This is a genomic window from Frigoribacterium sp. AC759 (assembly GCF_979256015.1).
Map to the genome: position 1 here is coordinate 1 of NZ_CEEDMT010000018.1, position 24897 is coordinate 24897.

The 24897-nt window shown below is 72.5% G+C and carries 26 protein-coding genes; 9 read left to right on the forward strand and 17 right to left on the reverse strand.

The window, feature by feature from the left end:
• The first annotated feature begins 42 nt into the window (after window positions 1-42).
• Complete coding sequence (gene map / locus ACZ6JE_RS11700; protein WP_464319057.1) at window positions 43-825, forward strand: type I methionyl aminopeptidase; 783 nt, start codon at window positions 43-45, stop codon at window positions 823-825.
• A gap of 34 nt (window positions 826-859) precedes the next feature.
• On the forward strand, window positions 860-1192 hold the full coding sequence (locus ACZ6JE_RS11705; RefSeq protein ID WP_243213926.1) for a DUF3140 domain-containing protein: 333 nt from the start codon (window positions 860-862) through the stop codon (window positions 1190-1192).
• A 69-nt stretch (window positions 1193-1261) separates the two neighbouring features.
• Here the strand turns inward: ACZ6JE_RS11705 and ACZ6JE_RS11710 are convergent, their stop codons facing one another.
• A complete protein-coding gene (locus tag ACZ6JE_RS11710; protein WP_464319039.1) occupies window positions 1262-1819 on the reverse strand; it encodes a CGNR zinc finger domain-containing protein in 558 nt (185 codons plus the stop codon).
• Between the two features lie 73 nt (window positions 1820-1892).
• Here ACZ6JE_RS11710 and ACZ6JE_RS11715 point away from each other — a divergent pair, with 73 nt between their 5' ends.
• From ACZ6JE_RS11715 to ACZ6JE_RS11725, 3 genes are all read left to right on the forward strand, one after another.
• Window positions 1893-2918 carry an EamA family transporter gene (locus ACZ6JE_RS11715; protein ID WP_464319040.1) on the forward strand — a complete coding sequence of 342 codons (1026 nt, stop codon included), beginning with the start codon at window positions 1893-1895 and terminating at the stop codon, window positions 2916-2918.
• On the forward strand, window positions 2915-3640 hold the full coding sequence (locus tag ACZ6JE_RS11720; protein ID WP_192059099.1) for a TSUP family transporter: 726 nt from the start codon (window positions 2915-2917) through the stop codon (window positions 3638-3640). Before ACZ6JE_RS11715 ends, ACZ6JE_RS11720 begins: the two co-directional genes overlap by 4 nt.
• A 64-nt stretch (window positions 3641-3704) precedes the next feature.
• A complete protein-coding gene (locus tag ACZ6JE_RS11725; protein ID WP_464319041.1) occupies window positions 3705-4349 on the forward strand; it encodes an MOSC domain-containing protein in 645 nt (214 codons plus the stop codon).
• Window positions 4350-4381: 32 nt separating this feature from the next.
• Here ACZ6JE_RS11725 and ACZ6JE_RS11730 read toward each other — a convergent pair whose 3' ends face one another.
• Window positions 4382-5509, reverse strand: coding sequence for an AI-2E family transporter (locus ACZ6JE_RS11730; protein WP_464319042.1), 1128 nt, complete (start codon window positions 5507-5509; stop codon window positions 4382-4384).
• 151 nt (window positions 5510-5660) lie between these two features.
• Window positions 5661-5822 carry a hypothetical protein gene (locus tag ACZ6JE_RS11735; protein WP_192059105.1) on the reverse strand — a complete coding sequence of 54 codons (162 nt, stop codon included), beginning with the start codon at window positions 5820-5822 and terminating at the stop codon, window positions 5661-5663.
• Window positions 5823-6012: 190 nt separating this feature from the next.
• Between ACZ6JE_RS11735 and ACZ6JE_RS11740 the strand changes: the two genes are divergently transcribed.
• Window positions 6013-7518 carry a DHA2 family efflux MFS transporter permease subunit gene (locus tag ACZ6JE_RS11740; protein ID WP_464319043.1) on the forward strand — a complete coding sequence of 502 codons (1506 nt, stop codon included), beginning with the start codon at window positions 6013-6015 and terminating at the stop codon, window positions 7516-7518.
• A gap of 111 nt (window positions 7519-7629) precedes the next feature.
• Here ACZ6JE_RS11740 and ACZ6JE_RS11745 read toward each other — a convergent pair whose 3' ends face one another.
• From ACZ6JE_RS11745 to ACZ6JE_RS11770, 6 genes are read right to left on the reverse strand one after another with little or no spacing between them, the layout of a single operon-like run.
• A complete protein-coding gene (locus tag ACZ6JE_RS11745) occupies window positions 7630-8535 on the reverse strand; it encodes a phosphogluconate dehydrogenase C-terminal domain-containing protein (RefSeq protein ID WP_464319044.1) in 906 nt (301 codons plus the stop codon).
• Window positions 8528-9331 (reverse strand): sugar phosphate isomerase/epimerase family protein, encoded by an 804-nt coding sequence (locus ACZ6JE_RS11750; RefSeq protein WP_243216519.1) that lies wholly within the window; start codon window positions 9329-9331, stop codon window positions 8528-8530. Before ACZ6JE_RS11750 ends, ACZ6JE_RS11745 begins: the two co-directional genes overlap by 8 nt.
• Complete coding sequence (locus ACZ6JE_RS11755) at window positions 9328-10143, reverse strand: triose-phosphate isomerase family protein (RefSeq protein ID WP_464319045.1); 816 nt, start codon at window positions 10141-10143, stop codon at window positions 9328-9330. Before ACZ6JE_RS11755 ends, ACZ6JE_RS11750 begins: the two co-directional genes overlap by 4 nt.
• Complete coding sequence (locus ACZ6JE_RS11760) at window positions 10140-10631, reverse strand: ribose-5-phosphate isomerase (protein WP_464319046.1); 492 nt, start codon at window positions 10629-10631, stop codon at window positions 10140-10142. Before ACZ6JE_RS11760 ends, ACZ6JE_RS11755 begins: the two co-directional genes overlap by 4 nt.
• 39 nt (window positions 10632-10670) lie before the next feature.
• Complete coding sequence (locus ACZ6JE_RS11765; RefSeq protein ID WP_464319047.1) at window positions 10671-12413, reverse strand: dihydroxyacetone kinase family protein; 1743 nt, start codon at window positions 12411-12413, stop codon at window positions 10671-10673.
• A complete protein-coding gene (locus ACZ6JE_RS11770) occupies window positions 12410-13789 on the reverse strand; it encodes an MFS transporter (RefSeq protein WP_320477732.1) in 1380 nt (459 codons plus the stop codon). The genes ACZ6JE_RS11765 and ACZ6JE_RS11770 overlap by 4 nt, the downstream gene beginning before the upstream one ends.
• 161 nt (window positions 13790-13950) lie before the next feature.
• Here ACZ6JE_RS11770 and ACZ6JE_RS11775 point away from each other — a divergent pair, with 161 nt between their 5' ends.
• Window positions 13951-14700 carry a FadR/GntR family transcriptional regulator gene (locus ACZ6JE_RS11775; RefSeq protein ID WP_464319048.1) on the forward strand — a complete coding sequence of 250 codons (750 nt, stop codon included), beginning with the start codon at window positions 13951-13953 and terminating at the stop codon, window positions 14698-14700.
• A 109-nt stretch (window positions 14701-14809) separates the two neighbouring features.
• On the opposite strand, the gene ACZ6JE_RS11780 is transcribed toward ACZ6JE_RS11775, so the two are convergent.
• Together ACZ6JE_RS11780 and ACZ6JE_RS11785 are read right to left on the reverse strand one after the other, a co-directional pair.
• Entirely contained in the window at window positions 14810-15412 is a 603-nt protein-coding gene (locus ACZ6JE_RS11780) for a response regulator transcription factor (protein ID WP_464319049.1), read from the reverse strand.
• Window positions 15409-16590 (reverse strand): sensor histidine kinase, encoded by a 1182-nt coding sequence (locus tag ACZ6JE_RS11785; protein ID WP_320477730.1) that lies wholly within the window; start codon window positions 16588-16590, stop codon window positions 15409-15411. Before ACZ6JE_RS11785 ends, ACZ6JE_RS11780 begins: the two co-directional genes overlap by 4 nt.
• Before the next feature lie 131 nt (window positions 16591-16721).
• Here ACZ6JE_RS11785 and ACZ6JE_RS11790 point away from each other — a divergent pair, with 131 nt between their 5' ends.
• Both ACZ6JE_RS11790 and ACZ6JE_RS11795 read left to right on the forward strand, forming a co-directional pair.
• Window positions 16722-17663, forward strand: coding sequence for an ABC transporter ATP-binding protein (locus ACZ6JE_RS11790; protein ID WP_192059129.1), 942 nt, complete (start codon window positions 16722-16724; stop codon window positions 17661-17663).
• A gap of 35 nt (window positions 17664-17698) precedes the next feature.
• A complete protein-coding gene (locus ACZ6JE_RS11795) occupies window positions 17699-18463 on the forward strand; it encodes an ABC transporter permease (protein WP_243216515.1) in 765 nt (254 codons plus the stop codon).
• A 117-nt stretch (window positions 18464-18580) separates the two neighbouring features.
• Here ACZ6JE_RS11795 and epsC read toward each other — a convergent pair whose 3' ends face one another.
• The 6 genes from epsC to ACZ6JE_RS11825 form a co-directional block, all read right to left on the reverse strand.
• On the reverse strand, window positions 18581-19129 hold the full coding sequence (gene epsC / locus ACZ6JE_RS11800; RefSeq protein ID WP_320479839.1) for a serine O-acetyltransferase EpsC: 549 nt from the start codon (window positions 19127-19129) through the stop codon (window positions 18581-18583).
• A 1-nt stretch (window position 19130) separates the two neighbouring features.
• Entirely contained in the window at window positions 19131-20069 is a 939-nt protein-coding gene (cysK, locus tag ACZ6JE_RS11805) for a cysteine synthase A (protein WP_464319050.1), read from the reverse strand.
• Between the two features lie 45 nt (window positions 20070-20114).
• Entirely contained in the window at window positions 20115-20915 is an 801-nt protein-coding gene (locus ACZ6JE_RS11810; RefSeq protein WP_464319051.1) for a hypothetical protein, read from the reverse strand.
• Window positions 20916-21421: 506 nt separating this feature from the next.
• Window positions 21422-23119, reverse strand: coding sequence for an FAD-binding oxidoreductase (locus tag ACZ6JE_RS11815; protein WP_308196191.1), 1698 nt, complete (start codon window positions 23117-23119; stop codon window positions 21422-21424).
• Window positions 23116-24105, reverse strand: coding sequence for a lysophospholipid acyltransferase family protein (locus ACZ6JE_RS11820; RefSeq protein WP_192059137.1), 990 nt, complete (start codon window positions 24103-24105; stop codon window positions 23116-23118). The genes ACZ6JE_RS11815 and ACZ6JE_RS11820 overlap by 4 nt, the downstream gene beginning before the upstream one ends.
• Window positions 24102-24881, reverse strand: coding sequence for an SDR family NAD(P)-dependent oxidoreductase (locus tag ACZ6JE_RS11825; RefSeq protein WP_192059139.1), 780 nt, complete (start codon window positions 24879-24881; stop codon window positions 24102-24104). The genes ACZ6JE_RS11820 and ACZ6JE_RS11825 overlap by 4 nt, the downstream gene beginning before the upstream one ends.
• Window positions 24882-24897 lie beyond the last annotated feature (16 nt).

Sequence of the window (24897 nt, forward strand, 5' to 3'; positions counted from 1 at the left end):
CCCCCGCACCCCCAGACCACCGCATCCCGAAAGGCCCCCCGCGTGATCGAGATCCTCACCCCCGACGAACTCCGCCGAGCCCGGCGCACCGGTGCGCTGGTCGGCGACATCCTGCACGAGCTGTCGGGGCGCGCCCGGGTCGGCACGAACCTGCTCGAGATCGACCGGTGGGCGCGCGAGATGATCCTCGAGGCCGGGGCCACGTCGTGCTACGTCGACTACGCGCCGTCGTTCGGGCGGGGTCCCTTCGGGCACTACATCTGCACCGCGGTGAACGACGCGGTGCTGCACGGGCTCCCCCACGACTACGCGCTGGCCGACGGGGACCTGCTGACCCTCGACCTCGCGGTCGTGCTCGACGGCATCGCGGCCGATGCGGCCGTCAGCTTCGTGGTGGGCGACTCCCCCCAGCCCGAGAGCGACGCCCTGATCGACTCGACGCGCCGCGCCCTCGCGGCCGGCATCGCGGCGGCCGGCCCCGGTGCTCGCCTCGGCGATCTGTCGGCGGCGATCGGCGCGGTGCTGAGCGCCGACGGCTACCCGATCAACGTCGAGTTCGGCGGCCACGGCATCGGCTCGACGATGCATCAGGACCCTCACGTGGCGAACACCGGTCGCGCCGGCCGCGGCTACAAGCTCCGCCCCGGTCTGCTGCTCGCCCTCGAGCCGTGGATCATGGCCGACACCGACGAGCTGGTCACCGACCCCGACGGCTGGACGCTCCGCAGCGCGACCGGCAGCCGCACGGCGCACACCGAGCACACGATCGCGATCACCGAGACCGGCGCCGAGATCATGACGCTGCCGGGGCACCTCCGCGCCTGAACCCCCGGGCGCCCCGCGGGAGCAGCATGGGCGCATGACCGACCACGACGACAAGGCCACGCGCGACGAGTTCGGCGACGCCGTCAACATGACCGCCTCCGAGCTCGAGCGCTGGCTCGACACCGACGAGTCGAAGGAGGTCGGCCAGAAGACCGACGGCCACGAGTCGACCGGTCACGCGAGCGGTCGGCGCATCGTCGGCATCCTGAAGAAGAAGCAGGCCGACTACACCGACGACGACTACGCCCACATGCGCAAGGTCGTCGGCTACGTCGCCCGCCACTCGAAGCAGCGCCCCGACGGCGACGTCACCGACACGCCCTGGCGCTGGTCGCTGATGAACTGGGGCAACGACCCCCTGAAGTAGTCCCGGCTCCGTCAGGGCGGGTCGGGCCGAGCGGACCCGACCGGGTCGACGGGAGCCGAGGAGGCGCGGCTAGGCGCCGTCCGTCGACTGACGGGCCCGGAACGCCACCATGTTCATGCGGTTGCCGCATCGGACGCTGCAGAACCGCTTCGAGCCGTTGCGCGACAGGTCGACCAGCACGCCGTCGCAGTCGGGCGCCTCGCACGCCCGGAGGCGCCCGACCTCGTCGGAGCGGATGACGTCGACGAGGGCCAGTGCCGCCTCCACGCGGATGCGCACGGCGAGCGGAGCGTCGTCGGCCGTCGCGTGCACGTGCCAGTCGAAGTCGTCGTGCCGCACGAGGCGCGGTGTCGCGTCGGCGTCGCCGAGCAGGGCGTTGACCTCGCCGACCATGGTCTCGCGATCGAGCGACCACAGTCGTCGCAGCTCGGCCCGGGCCTCGTGCACCTCGCGCAGCTCGCGCTCGTCGTGGTCGATGCGCCCCGAGAAGCCGCTCTCGGCCAGCAGCCCGCCGAGCTGCTCGATCGTCGCGAGCTCGTCGGCACCCGACCTCGACGCCGAGGCGGACGTGTTGAGCAGCACGACGTCGAAGGCGAGGACGTCGGTCGTGTCAGGGGCGAAATGCAAGTTGACTCCTTATCCGCAGACACCCTAGCGTCAGGACCACCACCTCCTCCAGCCCCTGACCAGAAGGCGTCCCATGTCGCATCACCCGACCACGCGGGGCCTGCTCGTCGCCCTCGTCGCCGCCACCTCGTTCGGCGTCTCGGGCGCCCTCGTCAAGCCCCTCCTCGAGGGCGACTGGAGCCCCGCCGCGGCCGTCACCGTTCGCGCCCTCGTCGGCGGTCTCGTGCTGGTCCCCTTCGCCCTCCGCGCCCTGCGCGGTCGCAGGCGCACCCTCTGGACGGCCCGGTGGCGCATCCTCGGCATGGCCGTCGTCGGCGTGGTCGGCACGCAGGTCTTCTACTTCGCAGCCGTCCGGCGCATCCCCGTCGGCACCGCGATCCTGATCGAGTACATGGCACCGCTCCTCCTCGTCGCGGTCGCCTGGGTCGTGACCCGTCGCCGACCGGCCGCGGTCGTCCTGATCGGCGCCGCCGTCGCCGCCGGAGGACTCCTGCTCGTCGTGTCGCCGAGCGGCGGCGGTCGTCTCGATCCCATCGGCCTCGCCTCGGCGGCCGTCGCGATGGTCTGCTGCGCCGCCTACTTCGTCATCGCGGCCCGACCGACCGAGGGGCTCCCTCCCGTGGCGCTGGCCTGCGCCGGGCTGCTGCTCGGGGTCGTCGTGCTCGCGATCGTCGGGCTGACCGGCCTGGTCCCCTACACGGCGTCGACGGCACCGGTCGAGCTCTTCGGCGCCACGACCGCGTGGTGGGTCCCGATGCTCGCCGTCGGCGTCGTCGCCACCGCGATCTCGTACGCGGCGAGCATCACCGCGACCACGATGCTGGGGTCGCGACTGGCGTCGTTCGTCGGCCTGCTCGAGGTCGCCGCCGCCGCGCTGTGGGCGTGGATCCTGCTGGGCGAGTCGCTCACCCTCCTGCAGGGGCTCGGCGGCGCGGCGATCCTCGCGGGGATCGCCTTCGTGCGCTCGGATCGCGAGGGCCGACCTGAGGACGCCGTGGCCGAGGCCGCGTCCGACATCGGCCCCGTGCCCCAGGCGGCACCCGCGCCCGCCGTCGGCACGCCGGACGCGGCTCCCCCGGGGGCTAGCGTGGAACGGTGACCCCGTTGACCCTCGGCCTGGCCGCCGCCGCGATCATGCTGGGGGCGCTGACCCAGCGCATCTCGGGGATCGGCTTCGCCCTCACCGCCGCGCCCCTGCTCGTCATCGTGCTGGGCCCCGAGGCCGGCGTCACCGTCGGCAACGTGCTCGCCGCCGCCCTCGCCGCGGTGCTGCTGGCCCAGACGTGGCGCACCGTGCGGTGGCGGCGTGCCCTGCTGCTCGTCGCACCGGCTCTCGTCGCCGTCCCGATCGGGGCGTGGGTCGTCCGCACCGCCCCGACCGGGCCCCTGACCGTCGCCGTCGGAGTGCTCGCCCTGGTCGGCGTGCTCGTCATGGCGTTCTCGTCGACAGTGCGGCTGCTGCCCGGCCCGGGAGGCGCGGTGGCGGCGGGCGCGCTCGGCGGCTTCATGAACGTCACGGCCGGGGTCGGCGGCCCAGCGCTGACGGTGCACGCGACGAGCGAGCGGTGGTCGCGCGACGTCTTCGTGGGCACGGGGCAGGTGTTCCTCCTCTCGGTCAACCTCGCGTCGGTGCTGTCGAAGGGCGTGCCGTCCGAACCCTGGGGCGTCTGGGTCGGCGCCTTCGCCGCCCTCCTGATCGGCGCCGTAGCCGGCCACCGCCTGAGTCGGCACGTGTCGGCCCGCGTGGGGCGCATCCTCGTGCTCGTGCTCGCCGCGGTCGGCAGCGCGGCCGCGGTCGTCCGGGGCGTTCTGCTGCTCTGAGGGTCGAAGGCGGATGGTCTCGCGGCGCTTGTCGCCGGGCCGCCCCGTGCGGCAGCATGGCGTCATGCCCTCGCTGACCGCCGTCTGCCGCGTCCACGCCCTCCTCGACGACTCGGGCTCGGTGGGCGTCACGGCCATCGACAAGCGACCCGTCGACGGCCCGGTCGAGGTCAAGCGGCTCGGCGTCCGCGGCGACGTCCAGGCGAGTCGCGCCCACCACGGCGGCCCCGACAAGGCCGTCTACGCGTACGCCGACTCCGACGCCGAGCACTTCGCGGGGATCCTCGGCTACGAGGTGACTCCCGGGCTCTTCGGCGAGAACCTGCGGGTCGACGGGCTCGACGTCACCGGCGCCGTCATCGGCGAGCGCTGGGCCGTGGGCGAGACGCTCGTGCTGCAGGTGACCATGCCCCGCACGCCGTGCGCGACCTTCGCCCGCCGGCTCGGCGAGAGCGGCTGGGTCAAGCGGTTCCAGGCGGAGGGACGCCCCGGCGCGTACCTGTCCATCGTCAAGGCCGGCCCGATCCGGGCGGGCGATCCGATCGAGGTCGTCTCGCGCCCCGCGCACGGGGTCACCATCGGCGACGTCTTCGCGGGTCTCGAGCCCGAGCAGGCGTTGGCGCTCCTGGCCTCGCCCGCGCCCCGGCTCAGCGAGATCGTGCACGGCCTGGCCGAGAAGGCGCTGACCCGCGCAGCCGTCGGCGCCTGACCAGGCCGACCCGCGCCTCCTCGGCCCCGGGGTCAGACGCGCTGCTGCCGCGGTACGACGACCCGCTCGAAGACGAGCACGCCCGCCGTCGCGATCGGGATGGCGACGAGCGCCCCGAGCACGCCGCCGAGGGCCCCGCCGCCGAACGCCGCGACGATCACGAGGGCGCCGGGCACCGCCACCGCCTTCGACATCACCCGCGGGGTCAGCACGTACGCCTCGATCTGCGCGTAGACGAGCAGCACGACGCCGACCACGAGCGCGGTGACGGGCGAGACGGTGATCGTCGCCGCCACGATGACGGCGTACGCCACGACCGTGCCGACCACGGGGATCAGCGCCCCGAGGAACGCCAGGGTCGCGAACAGCACGGGCACGGGGCCGCCGGCGATCGACAGCACGATGAACACGAACACCGCGTTGACCGCGGCGAGCACGACCTGACCGGCGACGTAGCGGCCGACCGACAGGAAGATCTCGTCCGAGATGTCCATCACGCGCTCGCGGTGGCTGCGGGGCACGGCCCGGCTGAGCGAGCGGAGCATCTGCGGCAGGGTGATCGCGAAGTACAGCGTCAGGATGGCGACGACGATGACCGCCGTGATCGCCGAGGTGATGCCCTGACCGACGGCCAGGATGCCGCCGCCGAGCGCGAGCAGCTGATCGGGGTCGAGCAGGTACGACGACACCGCGCCCACCGCGTCGTCGATGTCGAAGTCGAAGCCGACGGTCTGCTGCACCCACGGCTCGCGCGACAGCTGCTGCAGGGTGGCCGGGGTCTCGCGGATCACGTAGCCGATCTGCTCGACCAGGGCCGGCACCACGGCGGCGACGATGCCGACGACGACCCCGATCACGAGCACGACGGCGACGACCACCCCGACCCAGCGCGGGGCGCCCGCGCGGACGAGTCGGCGGACCACCGGTTCGAACGCCAGCGCGAGGAAGAACGCGAGCCCGATGTACACGAGGATCGTCGACAGCGCCATCAGCGAGACGATGATGCCGACGCCGAGTCCGCCGCCGAGCGTGGCGATCAGACCGAAGCGGAACGCCCCCGTGCGACGGGCGGGGTCAGGAGGCGCGGGGTGCGTCGCGCCCGTCGGCCCGGTCGCCGTCGCCGAACGACGGACGGAGCGGGCGCGTGAGGAGAGAGCCATGCGACCATCCTGGCGTGCCGCCGCGGCTGGGGGCCGCCGGCACCGGGGGCCGCCGCGGCCGGGGGCCGCCGGGCACGACACGGCCCCGCCCGGTCGCCGGCCGCAGCGGTCTGCGGTCGAGGCCCGAGCGGGGCCGGTGGTGCGGGTGTCGCTAGTTCGCGGACCCGTCGGAGATCTCGCTGTCGTCGCTCTCCTCGGAGTCGTCGACGAGGCCGGGCTTCGAGCCGTCGGGCAGCCCTTCGGTGCGCTTCGCCTGCTCGTCCGTGATGTCGGTCGATCCGTCGGGGGCGGTGGTCTCTTCTGGTGTGCTCATGTCCGGGACGATACGCCGCGACTCCGGGGTCGTGTCCACCGAGAAGATGCAGACCATGAACTATTCTCGGCGGGCTCGGGTACCATCGATGCTTCTGGCCGTCCGGTCTCGGCGACTCCCCTGCCGCACGTTCGCGCCTCCTCTCCTCCTTCTGCTCCTGTCCGGCCCCGCGCCGCACGAAAGGCCCCTCATGACCGACGCCACCGCCCGGGCGACCGCCCCCGCGCCCGCCATCCCCCGGCAGTCCTGGCTGGCCCTGGTGGCCCTCCTGCTGGGCATGTTCATCGCGCTGCTCGACACGACGATCGTCAACGTCGCGCTGCCGACCATCCGCACGACGCTCGACGCGTCGGAGGCGACCCTGTCGTGGATCATCTCGGGCTACGCCCTCGCCTTCGGCCTCACGCTCATCCCCGCCGGCCGCATCGGCGACCGCATCGGGCACAAGTGGGTGTACTTCACGGGCGTGCTGCTCTTCACGCTCGCCAGCCTCGCCTGCGGCATCGCGACGAGCGATGTCCAGCTCGTGGTGTTCCGCGTGGTGCAGGGTCTGGCCGGCGGCATCTTCGTGCCCGCGGTGACGGCGTTCATCCAGCTGCTGTTCCCCGGTCGCTCGCGGGGCAAGGCGTTCGCGATCATGGGCGCCGTCATCGGCGTCTCGTCGGCCCTCGGGCCCATCATCGGCGGGCTGATCATCCAGGCCTTCGGCGACGAGAACGGCTGGCGTCTCGTCTTCTTCGTCAACCTGCCGTTCGGCGTCATCACGCTGATCGCGGCGGCCATCCTGCTGCCGAAGCGCGACGAGTCCGTGCCCCGCCCCGACAAGGGCCTCGACGTCGTCGGCCTCGTGCTCGTCTCGGCCGCGTTCGTCGCCCTGCTCGTGCCGCTCATCCAGGGGCAGGACGAAGGCTGGCCGCTCTGGACGTACCTCACGATCGCCGCCGGCCTCGTCCTGCTCGCCGCCTTCGGACTGTGGGAGGTGCGCTACACCCGCTCCGGTCGCACCCCGCTCGTGCCCCCGACGCTGTTCTCGCACCCCTCGTTCACCGGCGGCGTCGTCCTCGCCCTGGTCTACTTCGCCGCGTTCACCAGCATCTTCTTCACGATCTCGCTGCTCTGGCAGTCGGGCCTCGGGCACAGCGCGCTCGCCTCGGGCGCCGTGGCCATCCCGTTCGCGGTGGGCAGCATCATCAGCTCGTCGCAGAGCAACCGGATCGCCCAGCGCCTCGGTCGCAACGTGCTCGTGCTCGGCACCGCCCTGGTCGCGATCGGGCTCGGCTCGATGTGGATCATCCTGATGCTCACCGACGCCGCCGACCTCACCAACTGGCTGCTGCTCGTGCCGCTGCTCGTCGCGGGGCTCGGCAACGGGTTCTTCATCGCTCCGAACGTGCAGTTCATCGTCGCCACCGTCGACCCCCGCGACGCCGGCTCGGCCAGCGCCGTCATCTCGGCGATCCAGCGGATCGGCTCGGCCGTCGGCATCGCCATCATCGGCAGCGTGCTGTTCGGGTCGCTGCCCGGGGGCCGCGAGCTGGCCACGGCGGCCGGTCGCGCCACGGGCTTCACGGACGCGGCGGCCGCGGCCATGGGCGTGAGCGCGGCGTTCGCGGTGCTCGCGTTCGCGCTGGTGTTCGCGCTGCCGCGCCGGGTCGACCAGCACCGCGGGGCGCCCAGCGCGCCCGACGCCGCCTAGCCGCCGCCGGCGCTCCCGCACCCGCACCCGCGCGTCGATGAGTCACGACACGCCGCGCCTCTTCCCGAGGACGCGGCGTGTCGCGACTCATCGACGCCGGTCGACGCCTCGCTAGCGCTTGACGGCGTCGATCTTCAGCATGCGCGCGATGACGTGGTCGAGCTGGTCGTCGTCGAAGATCTTCTTCCAGTCGTCCTTGACGATCGACTCGCGGCCGTAGTCCATGGCGATGTGGCAGGCGTCCGAGAACGGGTTCGAGCCGCGCAGCGCGTTGGTCAGCGCGATGCCGGTGTGACCCCAGAGCATGGCCCGGGCGGCCTCGGCGGGGACGCCGGCCTGGTCGACCGTCGTCTCCAGCGCCTCCTGCAGCAGTTCGCCGATCATGCACGCGATGGTCTCGACGAGCGTCGGCTCGAGGATCGCCAGCTGCTTGACGGTGACCCAGTGCACCTGGATGACGGGTGCGTAGATCGTCGTGATGACGTCGGTCGCGAGCTGACGGACGGCGTCGGCCGGCTCGCCCTCGAGGGCGGCGACGACCTCCTGCGGGGCGGCGATGCCGCCGAACGTGTCGGCGTACTCGGCGTCGGTGCGACGCTCCAGGAACACCGACGGGTGGCACGGGTGCGCCACCGCGTAGTGGATGTCGGCGCGCTCCTCGAGCAGGCCGGCGTAGGCGGCGGCCGGGTCGAGGGTGAGGATGATCGAGCCCGACTTCATCGCCGGCACGACGCTCTCGGACACCTTGCCGAGCACGACGTCGGGCACCGCGAGGATGACGACGTCGGCGTCGGCGATCGCGTCGTCGGTCGAGGTCACCTCGCGCCCGAGGCCGCGGATCAGCTCCTGCCCGGCGGGCGACGCCTCGCTGTAGAAGACGGTGTAGCCGCTCTTCTCGAGGTTGTTCGAGACGCGCTGGCCCATCTTGCCGCCGGCGCCGATCACGGCCACGGTGACGTCGGGGGCCCCCTGGTCGGCGGCCTGGGTCACGGTCTGCGTGCTGAGGGTGTCAGTCATTGCTGTTCTTCTTCCTGAGGTGGTCGATGGTCAGGGTCGTCCACTCCGCCTCGAGGCGGGTGGTGGTCTCGGGGTCGCTCCGCCAGGGCAGCCAGTGCTCGACGACCTGGTTGATGCCGCGGGCCTCGGGCTCGAGCAGGGCGAGCATGCCGTCGTAGTCGAGTCGCCCGGCGCCGAGGGGCGTGCTGGTGAGGGCGAAGCCGACCCAGCCGTCCTCGCGCGAGAACGCGAAGTCCTTGATGTGCCAGTTCTTGACGAACGGCGCGCAGCGGGCGGTCACGTCGGCGGGGTGCTCGAGGTTCGCGACGGTGTTCGCGGGGTCGAGCACGATGCCGAGCCGGTCGCTGCCGATGCTGCGCACGACGGCCACGAGCTCCGTCGAGGTCACCTGCTCGTAGGTCTCGAGGGCGAGGGTGACCCGCGCCTCCTCGAACTCCGGCAGCACCTCGCGGAGGCGCCGATCGGTCTCGATCGCGTCGGGCCGGTCGTCGCCGGCCGTCCACATGCTCCGGACGAGGGAGGCGCGGAGCGCGACCGCGAGGCGCAGATACGTCCGCAGCACGGCCGGGTCCGTCCCCCGCGTGCCGAGCTCGAGCGTCAGATCGAGCTCGTCGGCCAGGGCGCGCAGGGCGGCGAGCCGGTCGTCGTCGTAGTCGGCGAGCGGCGCGTGGTCGCAGATCTGGAACAGCCGGACGCCCTGCGCGGCCGTGTCGCGGAGCATGTCGTCGAGCGTCATCGGCTCGGGCACGCGCTCGGAGCCGCGCCAGAAGTAGGCGTAGGTGCTGAGGCCGATCATGCGCGCGCCCCCTCGCCGAGTGCCAGCGCCTCGTCGAGGGCCAGCGCCTCGTCGAGGATGCTCTCGACGGCCGAGACGTCGTGCGCGAACCGTCCGAGGAACAGCCCGTCGACCTCGCCGCCCAGCGTCGTCAGCAGCCCGGGCCCGGCGCTGCCGCCGTAGACCACGCGGCTGCCGGTGTGAGCGGGCAGCGACTCGAGATGCGCGCCGATCGCCCGCACCACGGCGACGATGTGCTCGGCGGCGGCGGGCTCGGGGGCGCCGATGGCCCAGACGGGTTCGTAGGCGACGAGCAGCGGGCCGGTCAGACCGGCGGCGGCCGAGGCGGCGAGGGCGGCGTCGATCTGCTGAGTCACCTCGAGCGCGGCCACGGCGGCCGGCGCCTGCTCGATCTCGCCGACGCAGAGCAGCGGGGTGATGCCGTTGCGCAGGGCGGCCGCCGTCTTGGCGGAGATGACGGCGTCGTCCTCGAAGAAGAGACGGCGGCGTTCGGCGTGACCGATCTCGGCCAGCGTGCAGCCGATCTCGGCGAGCTCGACCCCGCTGACCTCGCCGGTGAAGGCACCGGAGTCCGCCGACGCGAGATCCTGTGCACCCAGCCGCACAGGAGCCCCGTCGAGGGCGTCGCGCACCGGCACCAGGGCCGGGAACGACGGCACGACGAACAGCTCGACGAGACCGGAGCGCACCGCGGGGTGACGCTTCGCCAGCTCGCCGACCGCCGTCGACCACTCGATGGTACGCGTGTGCGTGAAGTACATCTTGAGACTCACCCCGATGGTGAACCGGGGGGTCGCGCGCGCGGTGCTCATGACCGGCCGTCGAGCCCCACGGTCTCCGCCGAGCCGTCGTACTCGCAGATGGACCGCACCTTGTCGGCCGAGGCGCTGCTCGTGTCGAAGCGGTAGGTCAGCCACTCCTTCGCCAGGCGGCGCATCAGCTCGACGCCGACGACGCGCTGACCCATGCAGAGCACCTGCGCGTCGTTCGACAGCACGCTGCGCTCGACGGAGAACGAGTCGTGCGCCGTCACGGCGCGGATGCCCGGCACCTTGTTCGCCGCGATCGCGACGCCGAGGCCGGTGCCGCAGATCAGGATGGCCCGGTCGGCCTCGCCCGCGGCCACCAGGCGAGCCGCGTCGACGGCCACATGCGGGTAGGCGGTGCCACCGTCGGCGTCGACCCCGACGTCGACGACGCTCGCGACACCGGGGTTCGCGGCGAGATCCGCTTTCAGGATCTCCTTGTAGTCGAATCCGGCGTCGTCCGATCCGACGACGATGCGCAGCTGGTCAACCATGGTGATGCCTTTCGAGAGAGCGGAGGAGCGAGCGGGAGTTCAGGAGGCGCGGTGCGCGGAGGCGTGCTCGTCGAGCACCTGCGCGACGGTGCGGGTGATGAGACCGAGCGATGTCGCACCCGCGTCGGGCGTGCCGAGGCTCTTCTCGGCGTGCGGCCGGGCGCGGCCCATCTTCGGCAGCAGGTCGGCCGTGGCGGCGGCGGCCTCGACGGCCGTCTCGGCGGCGGCGGCCCAGGCGGTCGGCAGGTCGCCGCCCGCGTCGACGGCCGTGCGGAGGGCGGCGGAGAACGGCACGAGCACGTCGACCATGGTCTTGTCGCCGACCGTCGCACCGAACTCGAGGATGGCGTCGGTCGCGGCCGCGACACCGGTGACGACGGAGTGCCGGGTGGGCGCGGCGTCGTCGGTGAGGGCGGCTCCGAGGCTGGCCAGCGCCGAACCCCAGAGGGCGCCCGAGGTGCCGCCGGCTCGGTCCGACCACGCGTCGCCGGCGAGATCGAGCAGCGTGCCCGCGCCCGCACCCCCGGCGAGGGCGACGTCGGCGGCCGCGACGGCCGCGGTGACGCCGCGCTGCATGCCGATGCCGTGATCGCCGTCGCCGGCCACGGCGTCGATGCGACCGAGCTCGTCGGCGTTGTCGTCGATCGCCGTCTTGACGGCGACGAGGGCGGCGTGGACGACCCGGGCGGCGGCCTGCGACTCGGCCGAGGCCGGCGGGATCGATTCGGCCGCGAGGGCCTCGAGCTCGACCGGGTCGATGCGGTCGGCCGCCTCGATCGAGCCCTTCTTGTAGGCGGGTGCGTCGGCCGGCGCGGCCCAGAAGCCCTCGAGCTCGTCGTCCAGCCAGAACAGGGTCAGCGAGACGCCGGCCATGTCGAAGCTGGTGACGAGTTCGCCGACCTCCGGCTCGACGACGACCAGGCCGGCGTCGCGCAGCAGCTGGTCGACCCGGGCGTAGACCACGAAGAGCTCTTCGTACTTGACCGAGCCGAGGCCGTTCAGGAGGACCGCGACCCGCTGGCCCCGCGCCGCCTCGACGCCCTCGGGCAGTTCGGCCAGCAGCGACGTGACGAGCAGCTCGGCCAGCTCGTTCGCGGTGGGCACGTCGGTCTCGCCGATGCCGGGCTCGCCGTGGATCCCCATGCCGACGGCCATGCGGCCCTCGGGGACGGTGAAGAGCGGTTCGGCGGCGCCCGGCAGCGAGCAGCCCGAGAAGGCCACGCCGAAGCTGCGGGTGCGCTCGTTCGCCTTCTCGGCGACCCGCACGACCTCGTCGAGCGGGTAGCCGGCGTCGGAGGCCGCGGCGGCGGTCTTGAAGACCGTCAGATCGCCGGCGATGCCGCGACGCCGGTGCTTCTCGGCGAGCGAGGCGCTCGAGATGTCGTCGGTGACGGCGACGGAACGTGTCTCGATCCCCTCGGCGACGAGCTTGGCCTGCGCCTGATCGAAGTTGAGCACGTCGCCGGCGTAGTTGCCGTAGCTGAGCAGCACGCCTCCGCCGGTGTGCGCCGAGCGGGCCACCGAGCGGACCTGCTGCCACGACGGCGAGGCGAAGAGGTTGCCGAGGGCCGCGCCGTGCGCCAGCCCCTGACCGACGAGTCCGCCGAAGGCCGGGTAGTGACCCGAGCCGCCGCCGACCACCAGGGCGACCCGGCCCGGCGCGCTGCGCGTCGAGCGCACCACGCCGCCGTGCACCCGGCGCACCCAGCGCTGGTTGGCCGCGACGAAGCCGTCGATCATCTCGTCGGCGAAGTCGCTCGGCTCGTTGAAGAGGCGGGTCATCGCGGGGCCTCGGCGAGCTCGGCGTCGTCGGACGTCTCGGCGCCGGCGGGCTTCTTCAGCCGGCTCAGCACGGTCATCAGCACCGCCGACAGCAGCAGGAAGAATCCGACGATGAACATCGGAACCTCGTAGTTGCCGGTCGCATCCGTGACGGCGCCCGTGATGTACGGGGCGCTGAACCCGGCGAGGTTGCCGATCGTGTTGATCAGCGCGATGCCCGCGGCGGCGGCCGCTCCGGTGAGGAACTGCGTCGGGAGCGTCCAGAAGTTCGGCAGCGCCGCGAAGATCGCCATGGCGGTGACCGCGATGACCGCGATCGTGGCGGCCGGCGAACCGGTGAACAGCGCGACGGGGATGCTCAGACCGCCGACGATCGCCGGGATGACGATGTGCCAGGTGCGGAGCCCACGGCGCGAGGCGTCACGCGACCAGAAGTACAGGGCGATCGCGGCGGGCACGTACGGGATGGCGGTGATGAAGCCGCGCTCGGTGACGCTGAACTCGGTGCCGAACTGCTCTTGGAACCCGCCGATGATCGTCGGCAGGAAGAACGCGAGGGCGTAGAGGCCGTACACGAAGCCGAAGTAGATGAACGCGAGCATCCAGACGCGACCGTTGCCGAACACCTTCAGGATGCTGGGGTGCTTGCCGGCTGCGGTCGACCCGGTCTTGCCGGCCGACTCCTTCTTCAGCGCCTCCGTCAACCAGACCTGCTCGTCGCGGGTCAGCCACTTCGCGTCGGCGGGCTTGTCCTTCAGGTAGAACCAGGCGATCACACCGATGACGATCGCGGGGATCGAGACGCCCAGGAACATGAAGCGCCAGCCCTCGAGACCGAGGATGCCGTCGTGGCTGATCAACCAGCCGGCCAGCGGGGCGCCGATCACCGAGGTGAGAGGCTGCGCCAGGTAGAACAGCGCGAGGATCTTGCCGCGGTGTCGCGCGGGCACCCACAGGCTGAGGAACAGGATCGCGCCGGGGAAGAACCCGGCCTCCATCACACCGAGCAGGAACCGCAGCACGACGAGCTGCTCGTAGTTCTGCACCCAGGTGAAGAGCAGCGACACGATGCCCCACGAGACCATGATGCGGGCGAGCCACCGTCGGGCGCCGAAGCGGTGCAGGGCCAGGTTGCTGGGCACCTCGAGCAGGATGTAGCCGATGAAGAACACGCCCGAGGCGAAGCCGAACTGAGCGGCCGAGAGGGCGAGGTCGGACTCCATGCCGTTGGGGGCGGCGAAGCCGATGGCCGTGCGGTCGAGGTAGTTGATGAAGAACATCAACGCGACGAACGGCACCAGCCGGATGGCGACCTTGCGGATGGCGGACTTCTCGACGGCGCTCTGCGGCTCCGCCGAGCGGGTGGGGGTGTCCACATCGACTCCTTTTATCTAACGACTCTGTTGGATGGACGCCGCCTGGCCCCGGGAGGCCCGCTTCGCGTACTCGAACATCGTGCCGTTTCCCGCCCGACTTGTCAACCGGTTGACCAATCACCGTCCACGACACGAGGCATAGCAGTCGGTAGGATTGCGCCGTGCCCGCCTATCCCGACGACGACCCGACCTCGCTGCGGCTCGAGCTCGAACTCGTGCCCCGGGGCACAGCGGTCTCCGAGGTCGTGAAGCAGCTGATCGGCCTGCTGACGGCGGGCGAGCTCGTGCCCGGTTCGCGCCTCCCTCCCGAACGCCAGCTCGCCGAGCGCATCGGCGTCGGCCGGTCGGCGGTGCGCGAGGCCCTCGCGGCGCTCGAGATCCTCGGCATCGTGACCGTCCGCCCCGGCTCGGGCACGTACCTGCGCGACAACACCTCGGAGCTCCTGCCGACCACGCTCAGCTGGGGCATGATGCTGAACGCCGCGCGCACCCGAGAGCTGATCGAGGTGCGCAGCGGCCTCGAGACCCAGGCGGCGACACTCGCGGCGACCCGGGTCGACGACGCCGACGTCGAGAAGCTGCGCGGCTTCGTCGACACGATGCGCGACACCCGCGACGACCTCGACACCTTCCTGCAGGCCGACATCCGGTTCCACCTGCAGATCGCCATCAGCGCCGACAACGTCGTGCTGCGCGATCTGCTGCAGAGCACGCGGTCGCTGCTGCGGCTCTGGGTCGAACGGGGGCTCCGCGACCGGGCTCAGGCCGAGGCTGCCTACCTCGAGCACCTCGACGTGTTCGAGGCCATCGCGGCCCGCGACCCCGCCGCCGCCGAGGCCGCGATGCGACGGCACATGTCGACGGCCGGCGAGCGCGTCGGTCACGCCGACGTCGAAGACCCCGCCTCCTGACGCCACGCGGCCGAGCGTCCCCCCGCCCGGTACCGCGCCCGCCGCCGACCGCCGACCGCCGCGACGAGTCGCCCGCTACCGCGCCCGCGCCCGGATCCGCTACCGGCGGCTACAGCCAGCTGCGCTCGCGTGCCACCCGGGCGGCCCCGTGCCGCGACGAGCTGCCGGTCTTCTGCATCGCCGCCGACAGGTAGTTCCGCACCGTCCCCGATGCGAGGTGCAGGCGGGCGCTCATCTCGCGCACCGACAGCCCCTCCGCCGTCAGCCGCAGGGTGTCGAGCTCGCGCTCGGTGAGCGGGCAGTCGTCCATCATGGCGGCGGCCGAGATGTCGGCGTCGATGTACCGACGCCCGCCGTGCACCTGCACGATGACCCGCTCGAGCTCGTCGGGGTCGATCGACTTCGGCACGAACCCGCGCACGCCGGCGCTCAGCGACCGCCGCAGCACACCGGGTCGCGCGTGCCGGGTCAGCAGCACGACCGCCTGCTCGGGGCGACGGGCGAGGATCTGCGTCGCGGCGTCGATGCCGTCCATGCCCGGCATCTCGAGGTCGAGCAGCACGACGTCGGGCTCGTGCTCGCCGGCGAGACGCACGGCCTCGGCCCCGTCGCCGGCCTGCGCGACGACCTCGATGCCGTCGCCGAGGTCGAGCAGCGCGGCGATCGACCGCCGCAGCAGCGTCTCGTCGTCGGCGAGCAGCACCCGGATCATGCGCGCCCCCCGGTGGCGACGCCGGGCCCGGGGGCGAAGGAGGCGCGGGTCGCCCCCGCGAGACCGCCCGCACCCGCCGATGCCGCCCTCGCCTCGAGTCGGAACACCCCGTCGTGGTGGCTCGTGGTCACCGAGCCCCCGATCTCCGCGAAGCGCTCGCCGAGGCGGGCGAGTCCGCTGAGCAGACGCGGCGCCTCGCCGGCGCCGTCGTTCTCGACCACGACGGTGTCGTCTCGCAGTCGGATGGTCACGTGCTCGGGCTGGGCGTGGCGCAGCAGGTTCGTCGTCGCCTCGCGGACGGCGTGCCCGAAGAGGTCGTCGGCGGGGTGCCCGACGGGCGGGGCGCCGTCGACGACCAGGTCGATGCTCGCCGCCCGGATCAGCTCGGTCGAGTTGGCGAGCTCGCCGGCGAGGGTCAGGGTGCGCTGGCCGTAGGCGAGGCGCCGGGTCTCGGCGATGGTCTGCACGATCAGCTGCTCGGCCTCGCGGAGGTGGCGCCGCGCCTCGGCCGGGTCGCGGTCGAGCGTCTTGTCGGCGAGCTGCAGCTGGAGGCGGCTGACGTGCAGGGCCTGACCCTGGATGTCGTGCAGGTCCACCGAGAAGCGGTAGCGCTCTCGCACGACGGCCAGTTCGGCCGTCGTCTCGCGGGCGGCCTCGATCTCGAGGTACAGGTCGAATCCGTACCGGTTCAGGCGGTAGACGAGGTAGATCGCCGCCATCGTCACGACGACGACCGCGATCGAGACCGGCAGGACGACGGGTCGCGCGCCGGGGCCCGCGACGAGCAGCGGCGCCACCGCGACGCCCACGGCGGCGGCCAGCCACCGCCACGAGGTGAAGGGCGGGGTCGTGGTCACGAGACCGACCGAGACGCCGAAGAACAGCAGGAGCGTCAGGTTCTGCTCGGCGAGGTGGGCGGCCCACCAGAGCGCGGCGGACGACGCGAGAGACAGGGTCGCGAGCCACCACGGCGCCCCGCGCTCCCAGAAGACGGAGTGCGCCGCCACCGCGACCGAGACCGCGACGACGGCGACGACCAGCCAGGCCGGCGCCCCCTCGGTCGTCAGCGCCGCGACGTAGAAGACGGCCATGAACGCGACCAGCGCCACGAACGACCCGGTGACGTACCGCCGCATCCGCGTCAGCGCGGGCAGGCGGTCGGGGGTGCGGCGGGGCATGGGTCCACGGTAGCGACAGCCCCCGACACCCGTCAGCACGCGATGTCATGCCCCGACGTGACGGATGTCACGCCGAGAGGGTGGCAGGTCGGCACTACCGGGCGCCCGCCCCTCCCGGCATCGTCGAGGTCATGACGAACTCCACCGACACCACGCCCCGGCCCGCCGTGACGCACGACCCCCGTGACGGGTCGGACGTCGTGATCTCGACCAGCGGTCTGACCTGCACGTACGGCGACTTCACGGCCGTCGGCGGCGTCGACCTCACGGTGCGGCGCGGCGAGCTCTACGCCCTGCTCGGCACGAACGGCGCCGGCAAGACGACCACCCTCGAGGTGCTCGAGGGCCACCGGGCGGCCGACGGCGGCACCGTCGAGGTGCTCGGAGGCGACCCGACCGACCGCTCCCGTACCCGACGCCGCCTCGGCATGATGCTGCAGGACAGCGGCCTGGCCCCCGAGCTCACGGTCCGCGAGAGCGTGCTGCTCACGGGGGCGATCTCGGGCCGCGACGACGACGTCGACCGCGTGCTGGGTCTCGTCGGCATCGACCACAAGGCGCGGTCGCGCGTCGCCCAGCTCTCGGGGGGCGAGCGCCGTCGCGTCGACTTCGCGGCCGCCGTCTGGGGCACCCCCGAGCTGGTCTTCCTCGACGAGCCGACGACGGGGCTCGACCCGGCGGCCCGCGACGCCCTCTGGGACGTCGTCACCGAGCTGCGGGAGGCGGGGGTCACCTTCGTGCTGACCACGCACTACCTCGAGGAGGCCGCCGACAATGCCGACCGCATCGGACTCATGCACGCGGGCACGATACGCCGCGAGGGCACCGTGGCCGATCTCACCGCCGGCAGCACGACCAGCATCCGCTTCGTCGCCCCCGGCCCGCTCGACGAGCTCCCCCTGCGGGTCGCCCGCACCGAGAACGACCTCGTCGTCGTCGAGACCGACTCGCCGCAGCGCGATCTCACCCGGCTGATGACCTGGGCGGCCGAGGCCGATCGGCGTCTGGAGCGGCTGACGGTGCACCAGTCGGGACTCGACGAGGTGTTCCGCGAGCTGAGCCGCGCCTCCTAGGCCCCCTCCGACCGACCCTCCCGAAAGGACCCCTCATGACCACCGCCACCACCGCCCGTCCGTCCGAGTCCCCGGCGACGCCGTCGCGTCGCTCGGGCCCGGTCGCCATCGCCGTCGCCGAGCTGCGGATGCTCGTCCGCAACCGCACCGTCGCGCTCTGCGCGCTGCTCCTGCCCCTCGCCTTCGGGGCGCTGACCTTCGCGTTCGGCTCGTACGGCACCGGGGGCATGCTGGCCGGCGTGCAGATCATCGGCATGCTCGGACTCGGCGTCTACGTCACGGCGACGACGACCCTCGCCGCCCGGCGGCAGTCGCTCCACCTCAAGCGGCTGCGCAGCGGCTCCGTCTCGGACGCGGGCATCATCGGCGGACTCGTCCTGCCGATCGTGGCCGTCAGCCTCGCGCAGCTCGTCATCGTGCTCGGGGTGCTGGCCGTCCAGGAGCCCCCGGCCCACCTCGGTCTGCTCGTCGTCGCCGTGCTCGTCGCCGAGGTGATGTTCGCCGCGTTCGCCCTCGCCACGGCCGGCTTCAGCACGTCGCCCGAGCACGCCCAGTACACGACCATGCCGATCTACCTCATCACCCTCGGCGTCGCCATCTGGTGGACGATCACCGGCGCCGACGACCTGCTCTGGCTCAAGAGGATCCTGCCGGGCGGTGGACTGATGGAGCTCATCGTCCTCGCCTGGAACGGCGGCGACCTCGGGCTGCTGCCGGTGCTGCTCGCCCCGACGCTGCTCTGGGCCGCCGTGGCCGTCGCGGCCGCCGTGCGCATGTTCCGCTGGGAGCCCCGCCGCTGAGCCCGCTCCCCGCTCCCCCGCGTCCGTGAGTCGAGACACGCCGCGCCGCCCCCGAGCCCGCGGCGTGTCGTGACTCATCGCCGGGCACGGGCGCGCGGAGCCGGGTGCAGGCCGGGCTCAGACCCGGGCGCGCGCGACGGCCGGCACCCCGACCGCGATCGAGCCGGCCGGCACGTCGCGCGTGACGACAGCGTTGGCGCCGACGATGCTGTCGTCGCCCACCGTGACGCCACCGAGCACGGCGGCCCCGGCACCGACCATCACGCCCCGACCGAGGGTGGGGTGCCGGCGACCGAGCGCGCCTCCTCGGCCCTTGCCCCCCAGGGTCACGCCGTGGAACAGCGTGCAGTCGTCGCCGACCACCGCGGTCTCGCCGATCACGACTCCCATGCCGTGGTCGATGAACAGCCGCCGACCGAGCAGCGCACCGGGGTGGATCTCGACCCCGGTCGCGGTCCGGGCGAGCTGCGACAGCACGCGGGCAGCGAACCGTGCACCGAGGAGGCGCGGCGCACCTTCCGCACGCCACAGCCGCGAGGTCACGCGATGCGCCCACACCGCGTGCAGCCCCGAGTAGACGAGGGCGGTCTCGAGCCGCCCCCGAGCCGCGGGGTCGCGTCGCCGGACGGTGTCGAGGTCCTCCCGCAGGCGGGCGACCAGGCGCATGCTAGGCGCCTGCGAGGTCCTGGAAGAGCACCGTCGACAGGTACCGCTCACCGGTGTCGCAGACGATCGCGACGATGCGCTTGCCGGCGTTCTCGGGGCGCTTCGCGATCTCGAGGGCGGCGTGCATGATCGCACCCGACGAGATGCCCGAGAGGATCCCCTCGTGGGTCGCGAGGTCGCGGGCGACGCGCAGGGCGTCGTCGAGCTCGACGGGGAACACCTCGTCGATCTGCGATCGGTCGAGCACCTCGGGCACGAAGTTCGCGCCGATGCCCTGGATCTTGTGCGGCCCGGCCTTGCCCTGGCTGAGCAGCGGCGAGTCGGCGGGCTCGACGGCCACGACCTTCACGCCGGGCACCTGCTCGTGCAGCACGCGGCCGACGCCGGTGATGGTGCCGCCGGTGCCGACGCCGGCGACGAAGAAGTCGATGCGCCCGTCGGTGTCGCGGAGGATCTCGGGCGCGGTCGTCGTGCGGTGGATCTCGGCGTTCGCCTCGGTCTCGAACTGCTGGGCCCAGATGGCGTTCTCGGTCTCGTCGACGATCTGCTTGGCGCGCTCGACGGCGCCGCGCATCCCCTCGGGCCCGGGGGTCAGCACGATCTCCGCGCCGTAGGCCTTCATGACGGTGCGACGCTCGACGCTCATCGTCTCGGGCATCGTGACGATCACCTTGTAGCCGCGAGCCGCGCCGACGAGGGCGAGCGAGATGCCGGTGTTGCCGCTCGAGCCCTCGACGATCGTGCCGCCGGGCTTCAACGCTCCCGACTTCTCGGCCGCATCGACGATGGCGACGCCGAGCCGGTCCTTGACGCTGGCGCCCGGGTTGTAGAACTCGAGCTTCGCGAGGATCTCGGCACCGCCCTCGTCGGCGAGACGGTTGATCTTGACGAGCGGCGTGTCGCCGAATGCGGACGTGATGTCGGCGTGGATTCCGGGCATGCGAGCCTCTTCCGTGAGCGATGTCTGTGCGTGCGGATCGAACCCTCATCCTAGGTCGGCCCCCTGCGCCACCGCCCCACCATGACGCCACGTGATGGACACGACGCCATCTTTACTTCTGGCGTCATGCCCACATCCTGGCGTTATGGCGAGGACGCAGCGGCACCCCATGTCGCGCAGCGTCGAGGCGAGCGGAGCGAGGAGGGCGACGTCGTCCGAGTCGCACCGCCCGATGGCCCTGACCCCGCCCGTGCGCAGCACCCGTCGCTCTCGCATCTTCTCGGCTCGGATCACGGCCGACGGAGCCCTTCCGCCCCGCATGGCCTCGTCGTCGTACTTCACGTTGCCGTCGAACTCCAGCGCGACGTCGCCCAGCACGAAATCGCACCTGCCCGCGAGGCCCTGACCGTCGTAGAACTCGACCTGCATGAGCGGCTCGGGCGCGCCGACCGTCAAGAGCGCCAGTCGACAGAGGGACTCGCCCCCGTTCTCGGCCCAGGGGGTCGCGAACTCGACCACCCTCCGGGCTGCGACGAGACCGCGGGTGCCACGAGACGCGTCGATCCTCCCGAGCAGGACGCCTCGGGTGAGATGGGCGGCCGCCTCGACCCGCTCCCGTCGCTGCTCTCGGTTCGGAGGCCACGCTGCAGGCCCCGGCGAGAAGGCCCCCGCTCGGAGCGCCTCTCGTCGCAGGAGCGCATCGACGCAGAGGACGGCGTCGGCGAAGGAGGCGCGGCGTGCGACGTCGATGGCGGTCCGGTGCTCGGAGGTGACGAGGAGCCCGTCGATCTCGACGACGTCGCCGGGGGCGACGGGCCCCGCATGGCGGACCACTCGCTCGCTCACCTGAGTCCGGGTCCGCCGCGGGTCGATGACGTGGACGGGGCCTCGTGGCCACGTGGCACTGGGCAGCCCGTGCAAGACGGCGGCCGACGAGTGCGAGGCGATCGCGCCCGGAGCTAGTCGCGACATGACGGCGTGGACGGTCAAGCGATGCCGTGGACGCGGATCGAGCGCGTGCCACGCCGCGGACTCGACGAACACCCCGGGGTGCAGGGTCTCGAGGTGTCCGCGTCGCGCGTCACGACGCAGGGCCGCGGCCTCGCGACTCTGCGAGCCGTGTGTCGCGGCGAAGATCAGCGGAGGCAGGGGGTCGGTCACCCGGCCAGCCTGCCCGGGCGACGTCCGGACGACACGCGCACCGCGCCTCCTCGGGGACGAGCACCCCACTCGGATCAGCTGGGGAGGACACGTCCACGAGATCTGTTAGCACCACCCCGCCAAAAGGTGGATACGACGCCGGCTTTAAACCTGGCGTCGTGTCCACCTCCTGGCGTCGAGCGCGGCGGCGGCTAGGCGCCGGTCACCTTGCCGGGGTTGAACACCCGCCCCGGGTCGGCCGAGTCGAACAGCCCCTGCATGACGGCGACACCCTCGGGCGAGACGTCCTGAGACATCCACGGCTGGTGCTCGAGGCCCACGCCGTGGTGGTGCGACACCGTCGCGCCGGTGTCGATGAACGCCTGCTGGATGGCGTGCTTGACGACGTCGTACTCGGCCTCTGCGTCGGAGCCGTGCTCGAAGGCGAAGGTGAAGTACAGGCACGCCCCCGAGTGGTACGAGTGCGACAGGTGGCCCATGATCCAGCCCTGCTTGCCGATCTGGTCGAAGGCCTGGTTGGCAGCGGCGTACACGCGCGACGACACGTCGCGCAGCTTCGACCAGGGTGCGGCGGTCTCGCTGACGTCGGCCGCGCCTCCGTGGTCCATGAAGAAGTCGCGCAGGTAGGGCGTGTCGAACTTCTTCTGGTCGTACAGCTTGCCGGGGCCCTTGCCGACGCTCATGCCGCGGTTGGCCTTGACGATCTTCGCGACCGTCTTCTGGGTCTGGGCGACGTGCTCGGGGCTGCCCTCGTAGCCGATGAACGACAGGCACATCGCGTCGACGTCCCAGCCCTTGGCCTTCAGCACCTTCGGCAGCGCGTCGTTGACTATCTTCGAGATGCCCGTGCTCGCCTTCGAGGTGGCGAACGAGAACGCCGTCTCGTGCGCGTCGCTGACGCGGGTGACCGAGGGGTGCGCGTCGCTCTCGGCGATCGCCTGCATCGCCGCGAGGCCGTCGTGCCACGACGGGAACAGGTAGGCGAGGATCTCGCGCTTCTCGGGCAGGCGGTGCACCTGCGCGGTGACCTCGGTGATGACGCCGAGACGCCCCTCCGACCCGATGATCATCTCGCGCAGCGACGGCCCGGTCGACGCGCTCGGCACGGCGCGGATCGACAGGATGCCGCCGGGGCGGACGACCCGCAGGCCCTTGGTGATGTCGGCGATGTCGCCGTACTTGTCGCTCTGCATGCCGGACGAGCGGGTGGCGACCCAGCCGCCCATGGTCGAGTGGGTGAAGCTGTCGGGGAAATGCCCGAGGGTCCAGCCGCGGGCGTTCAGCTGCTCTTCGAGGTCGGGGCCCTGGCCGCCGGCCTGGATGCGCGCGAGTCCGCTGTCTTCGTCGATGTCGAGCACCTTGTCGAGGCGCCCCATGTCGAGCGAGATGACCGTGCGGGTCTCGGCCGGCAGCGGCTCGAGACTGCCGACGATGTTGCTGCCGCCGCCGAACGGGATGAGCACGAGGTCGGAGGCGACGGCGAGGTCGACGATGCTCTGCACCTCGGCCTCGTCGGCCGGGTAGACGACGACGTCGGGCACCCGCTCGAGGATCCCCGCGCGGATGCGGATCAGGTCGCGGATGCTCTTGCCGTAGGTGTGCACGACGCGGTCGTGGTCGTCGCGGGCCACGGCGCCGGGGCCGACGATCTGCTCGAGCGACTCGACCACCTCGGGGGCGGCGATCGACGCGGGCACCACGAGGTCGGCGAAGTCGAGCCCGGTGTCGTGGCCCTGCGACAGCTCGACGCCGACGATCTTCTTGACGAAGGGGGCGAAGCCCGGCTTGTCGTGGTGGTGGAAGGCGACGCCCTCGACGCCCCAGCCCCACCACTTCATGTGCTTCACGTCTACGACGGTGTCGCTCTTCTGCTGCTGGACGTCGGTCACCGGTGTGCTCCTTCGGACGGGTTGTCAGGCCCCAGGATACGGGCCGTGTTGGCGTCGCGGAGACGCAGGACCTCGGCGCGGACGCGCAGCGAGAAGGCCGCCGCGCCTTCGCCCTCGGCGGGCAGCATGGGGTCGCCGAACGCGACGCCCACGGGCAGCCGGCCGGGTCGCGGCCAGTTCGCCCCGCGCGGGTGCGCGATGTGCGCCCCGATCAGCGCGAGCGGCACGACCGGCACGTCGCAGGCGACCGCGAGCGCCGCGGCACCTGGCTTGAAGTGCCCCACCGTGCCGTCTTTCGAGCGCGTCCCCTCGGGGAACACCAGCACGGGGTAGCCCCGCTGCAGCAGCGACTTCGCGCTGACGGTCGGCTGGCCCGACCGACCGCGGGCAGCGGCTCGGGCGGCGGCCCGGCGGCGGGCCGAGCTCTGCGGCGTCGACCCCGCGGAGGCACCGGCCGAGGAGGCGCGGGTCGCGTCGGCCGCGGAGGCGGGAGTCCCCGAGCCCCGCTGCACCGGGAACGCGTTGAAGAAGAGCTCGGTCAGCTGGCGCCGCCAGGGCACGTCGAAGAAGTAGTCGGCCGCGGCGCCGGTCGCGAGGTAGCGGGCGAGGCGGCGGGGCAGCGCGCCGAGGATGAGCGGCGCGTCGAGATGACTGGAGTGGTTCGCGACGACGACGAAGCCGCCCGAGAGCCCGTCGAGGCGGTCGCGGTCGATGACGGTGACGTCGGTGATCGACCAGATGGTCGGCTTCAGGACCATCCGCTGCGCGACGTAGCGCGCCATGGCGTGCCGTCGCGAGCTGAAGCGGTCGCGCGCGTCGCTCGCCACGTCGCCGGCGCGCTGCGCGACGGCGTCCGCCCGCTGGGCGACGGCGTCGAGACGCGGGCGCTCCGGACGCGGGGCGTCCTGCCGCGGGGCGTCCTCCCGCGGGGCGTTCTGCTGCGGCTCGTCGTCGCGCGGGCGATCGCGCCGGTCGCGGGGGCTCACGGCTCGACGGGCTTCCGACGACTGGACGAGATCTTCGCCGACGCCGCGCGCACGGCGCTCCGCGGAGCGTGCCGCACCAACCAGAAGAGCGCCCGGTACCGAACCGTGGGCATGGAGACCACCTTGCCTTTGTCGACGTCGCGCAGACACGCGGTCACGAGGTGTTCGGCGCTGAGCCACAACGCGTTGGGTATCGACGACGACCGGATGCCGGCGCGCTGATGGAACTCCGTGCGGACCCAGCCGGGCAGCAGCGTCGTGACGCCGACGCCGGTGCCCTGCAGCTCGACCGAGAGGCTCTCGCCGAACGACGTCGCCCACGCCTTGATGGCGCTGTACCCGCCCATGGTCATGAACCCGGCCGTGCTCGAGACGATCACGATGCGACCGCGTCCGCGACCGCGCATGGCGCGGGCACCGGCGCCCGACAGCACCAGCACGGCCCGGCACATCACCTCGAACGCGGCGTCGTGCGCGGCGACGTCCGTGGACGACAGCGGCGTGTGCACGCCGAAGCCGGCGTTGTTGACCAGGAGGTCGATCGGGGCCGCCTCGTCCTCGAGTCGGGCGGCGACCCGGTCGACGTCGGCGCGGTCGCCGAGGTCGGCCGCGAGGACCTCCACGCGACGACCGAGCGCCCGCAGCTCGGTCGCCGTGGCGTCGAGTCGTGGGAGGTCTCTCGCGACGAGGACGAGGTCCCAGCCGCGACGGGCGAGTTGGCGGGCGAATTCGGCTCCGATGCCGGACGTGCCCCCGGTGACGAGCGCTGTTGCCATGCCGCTTACGATACGG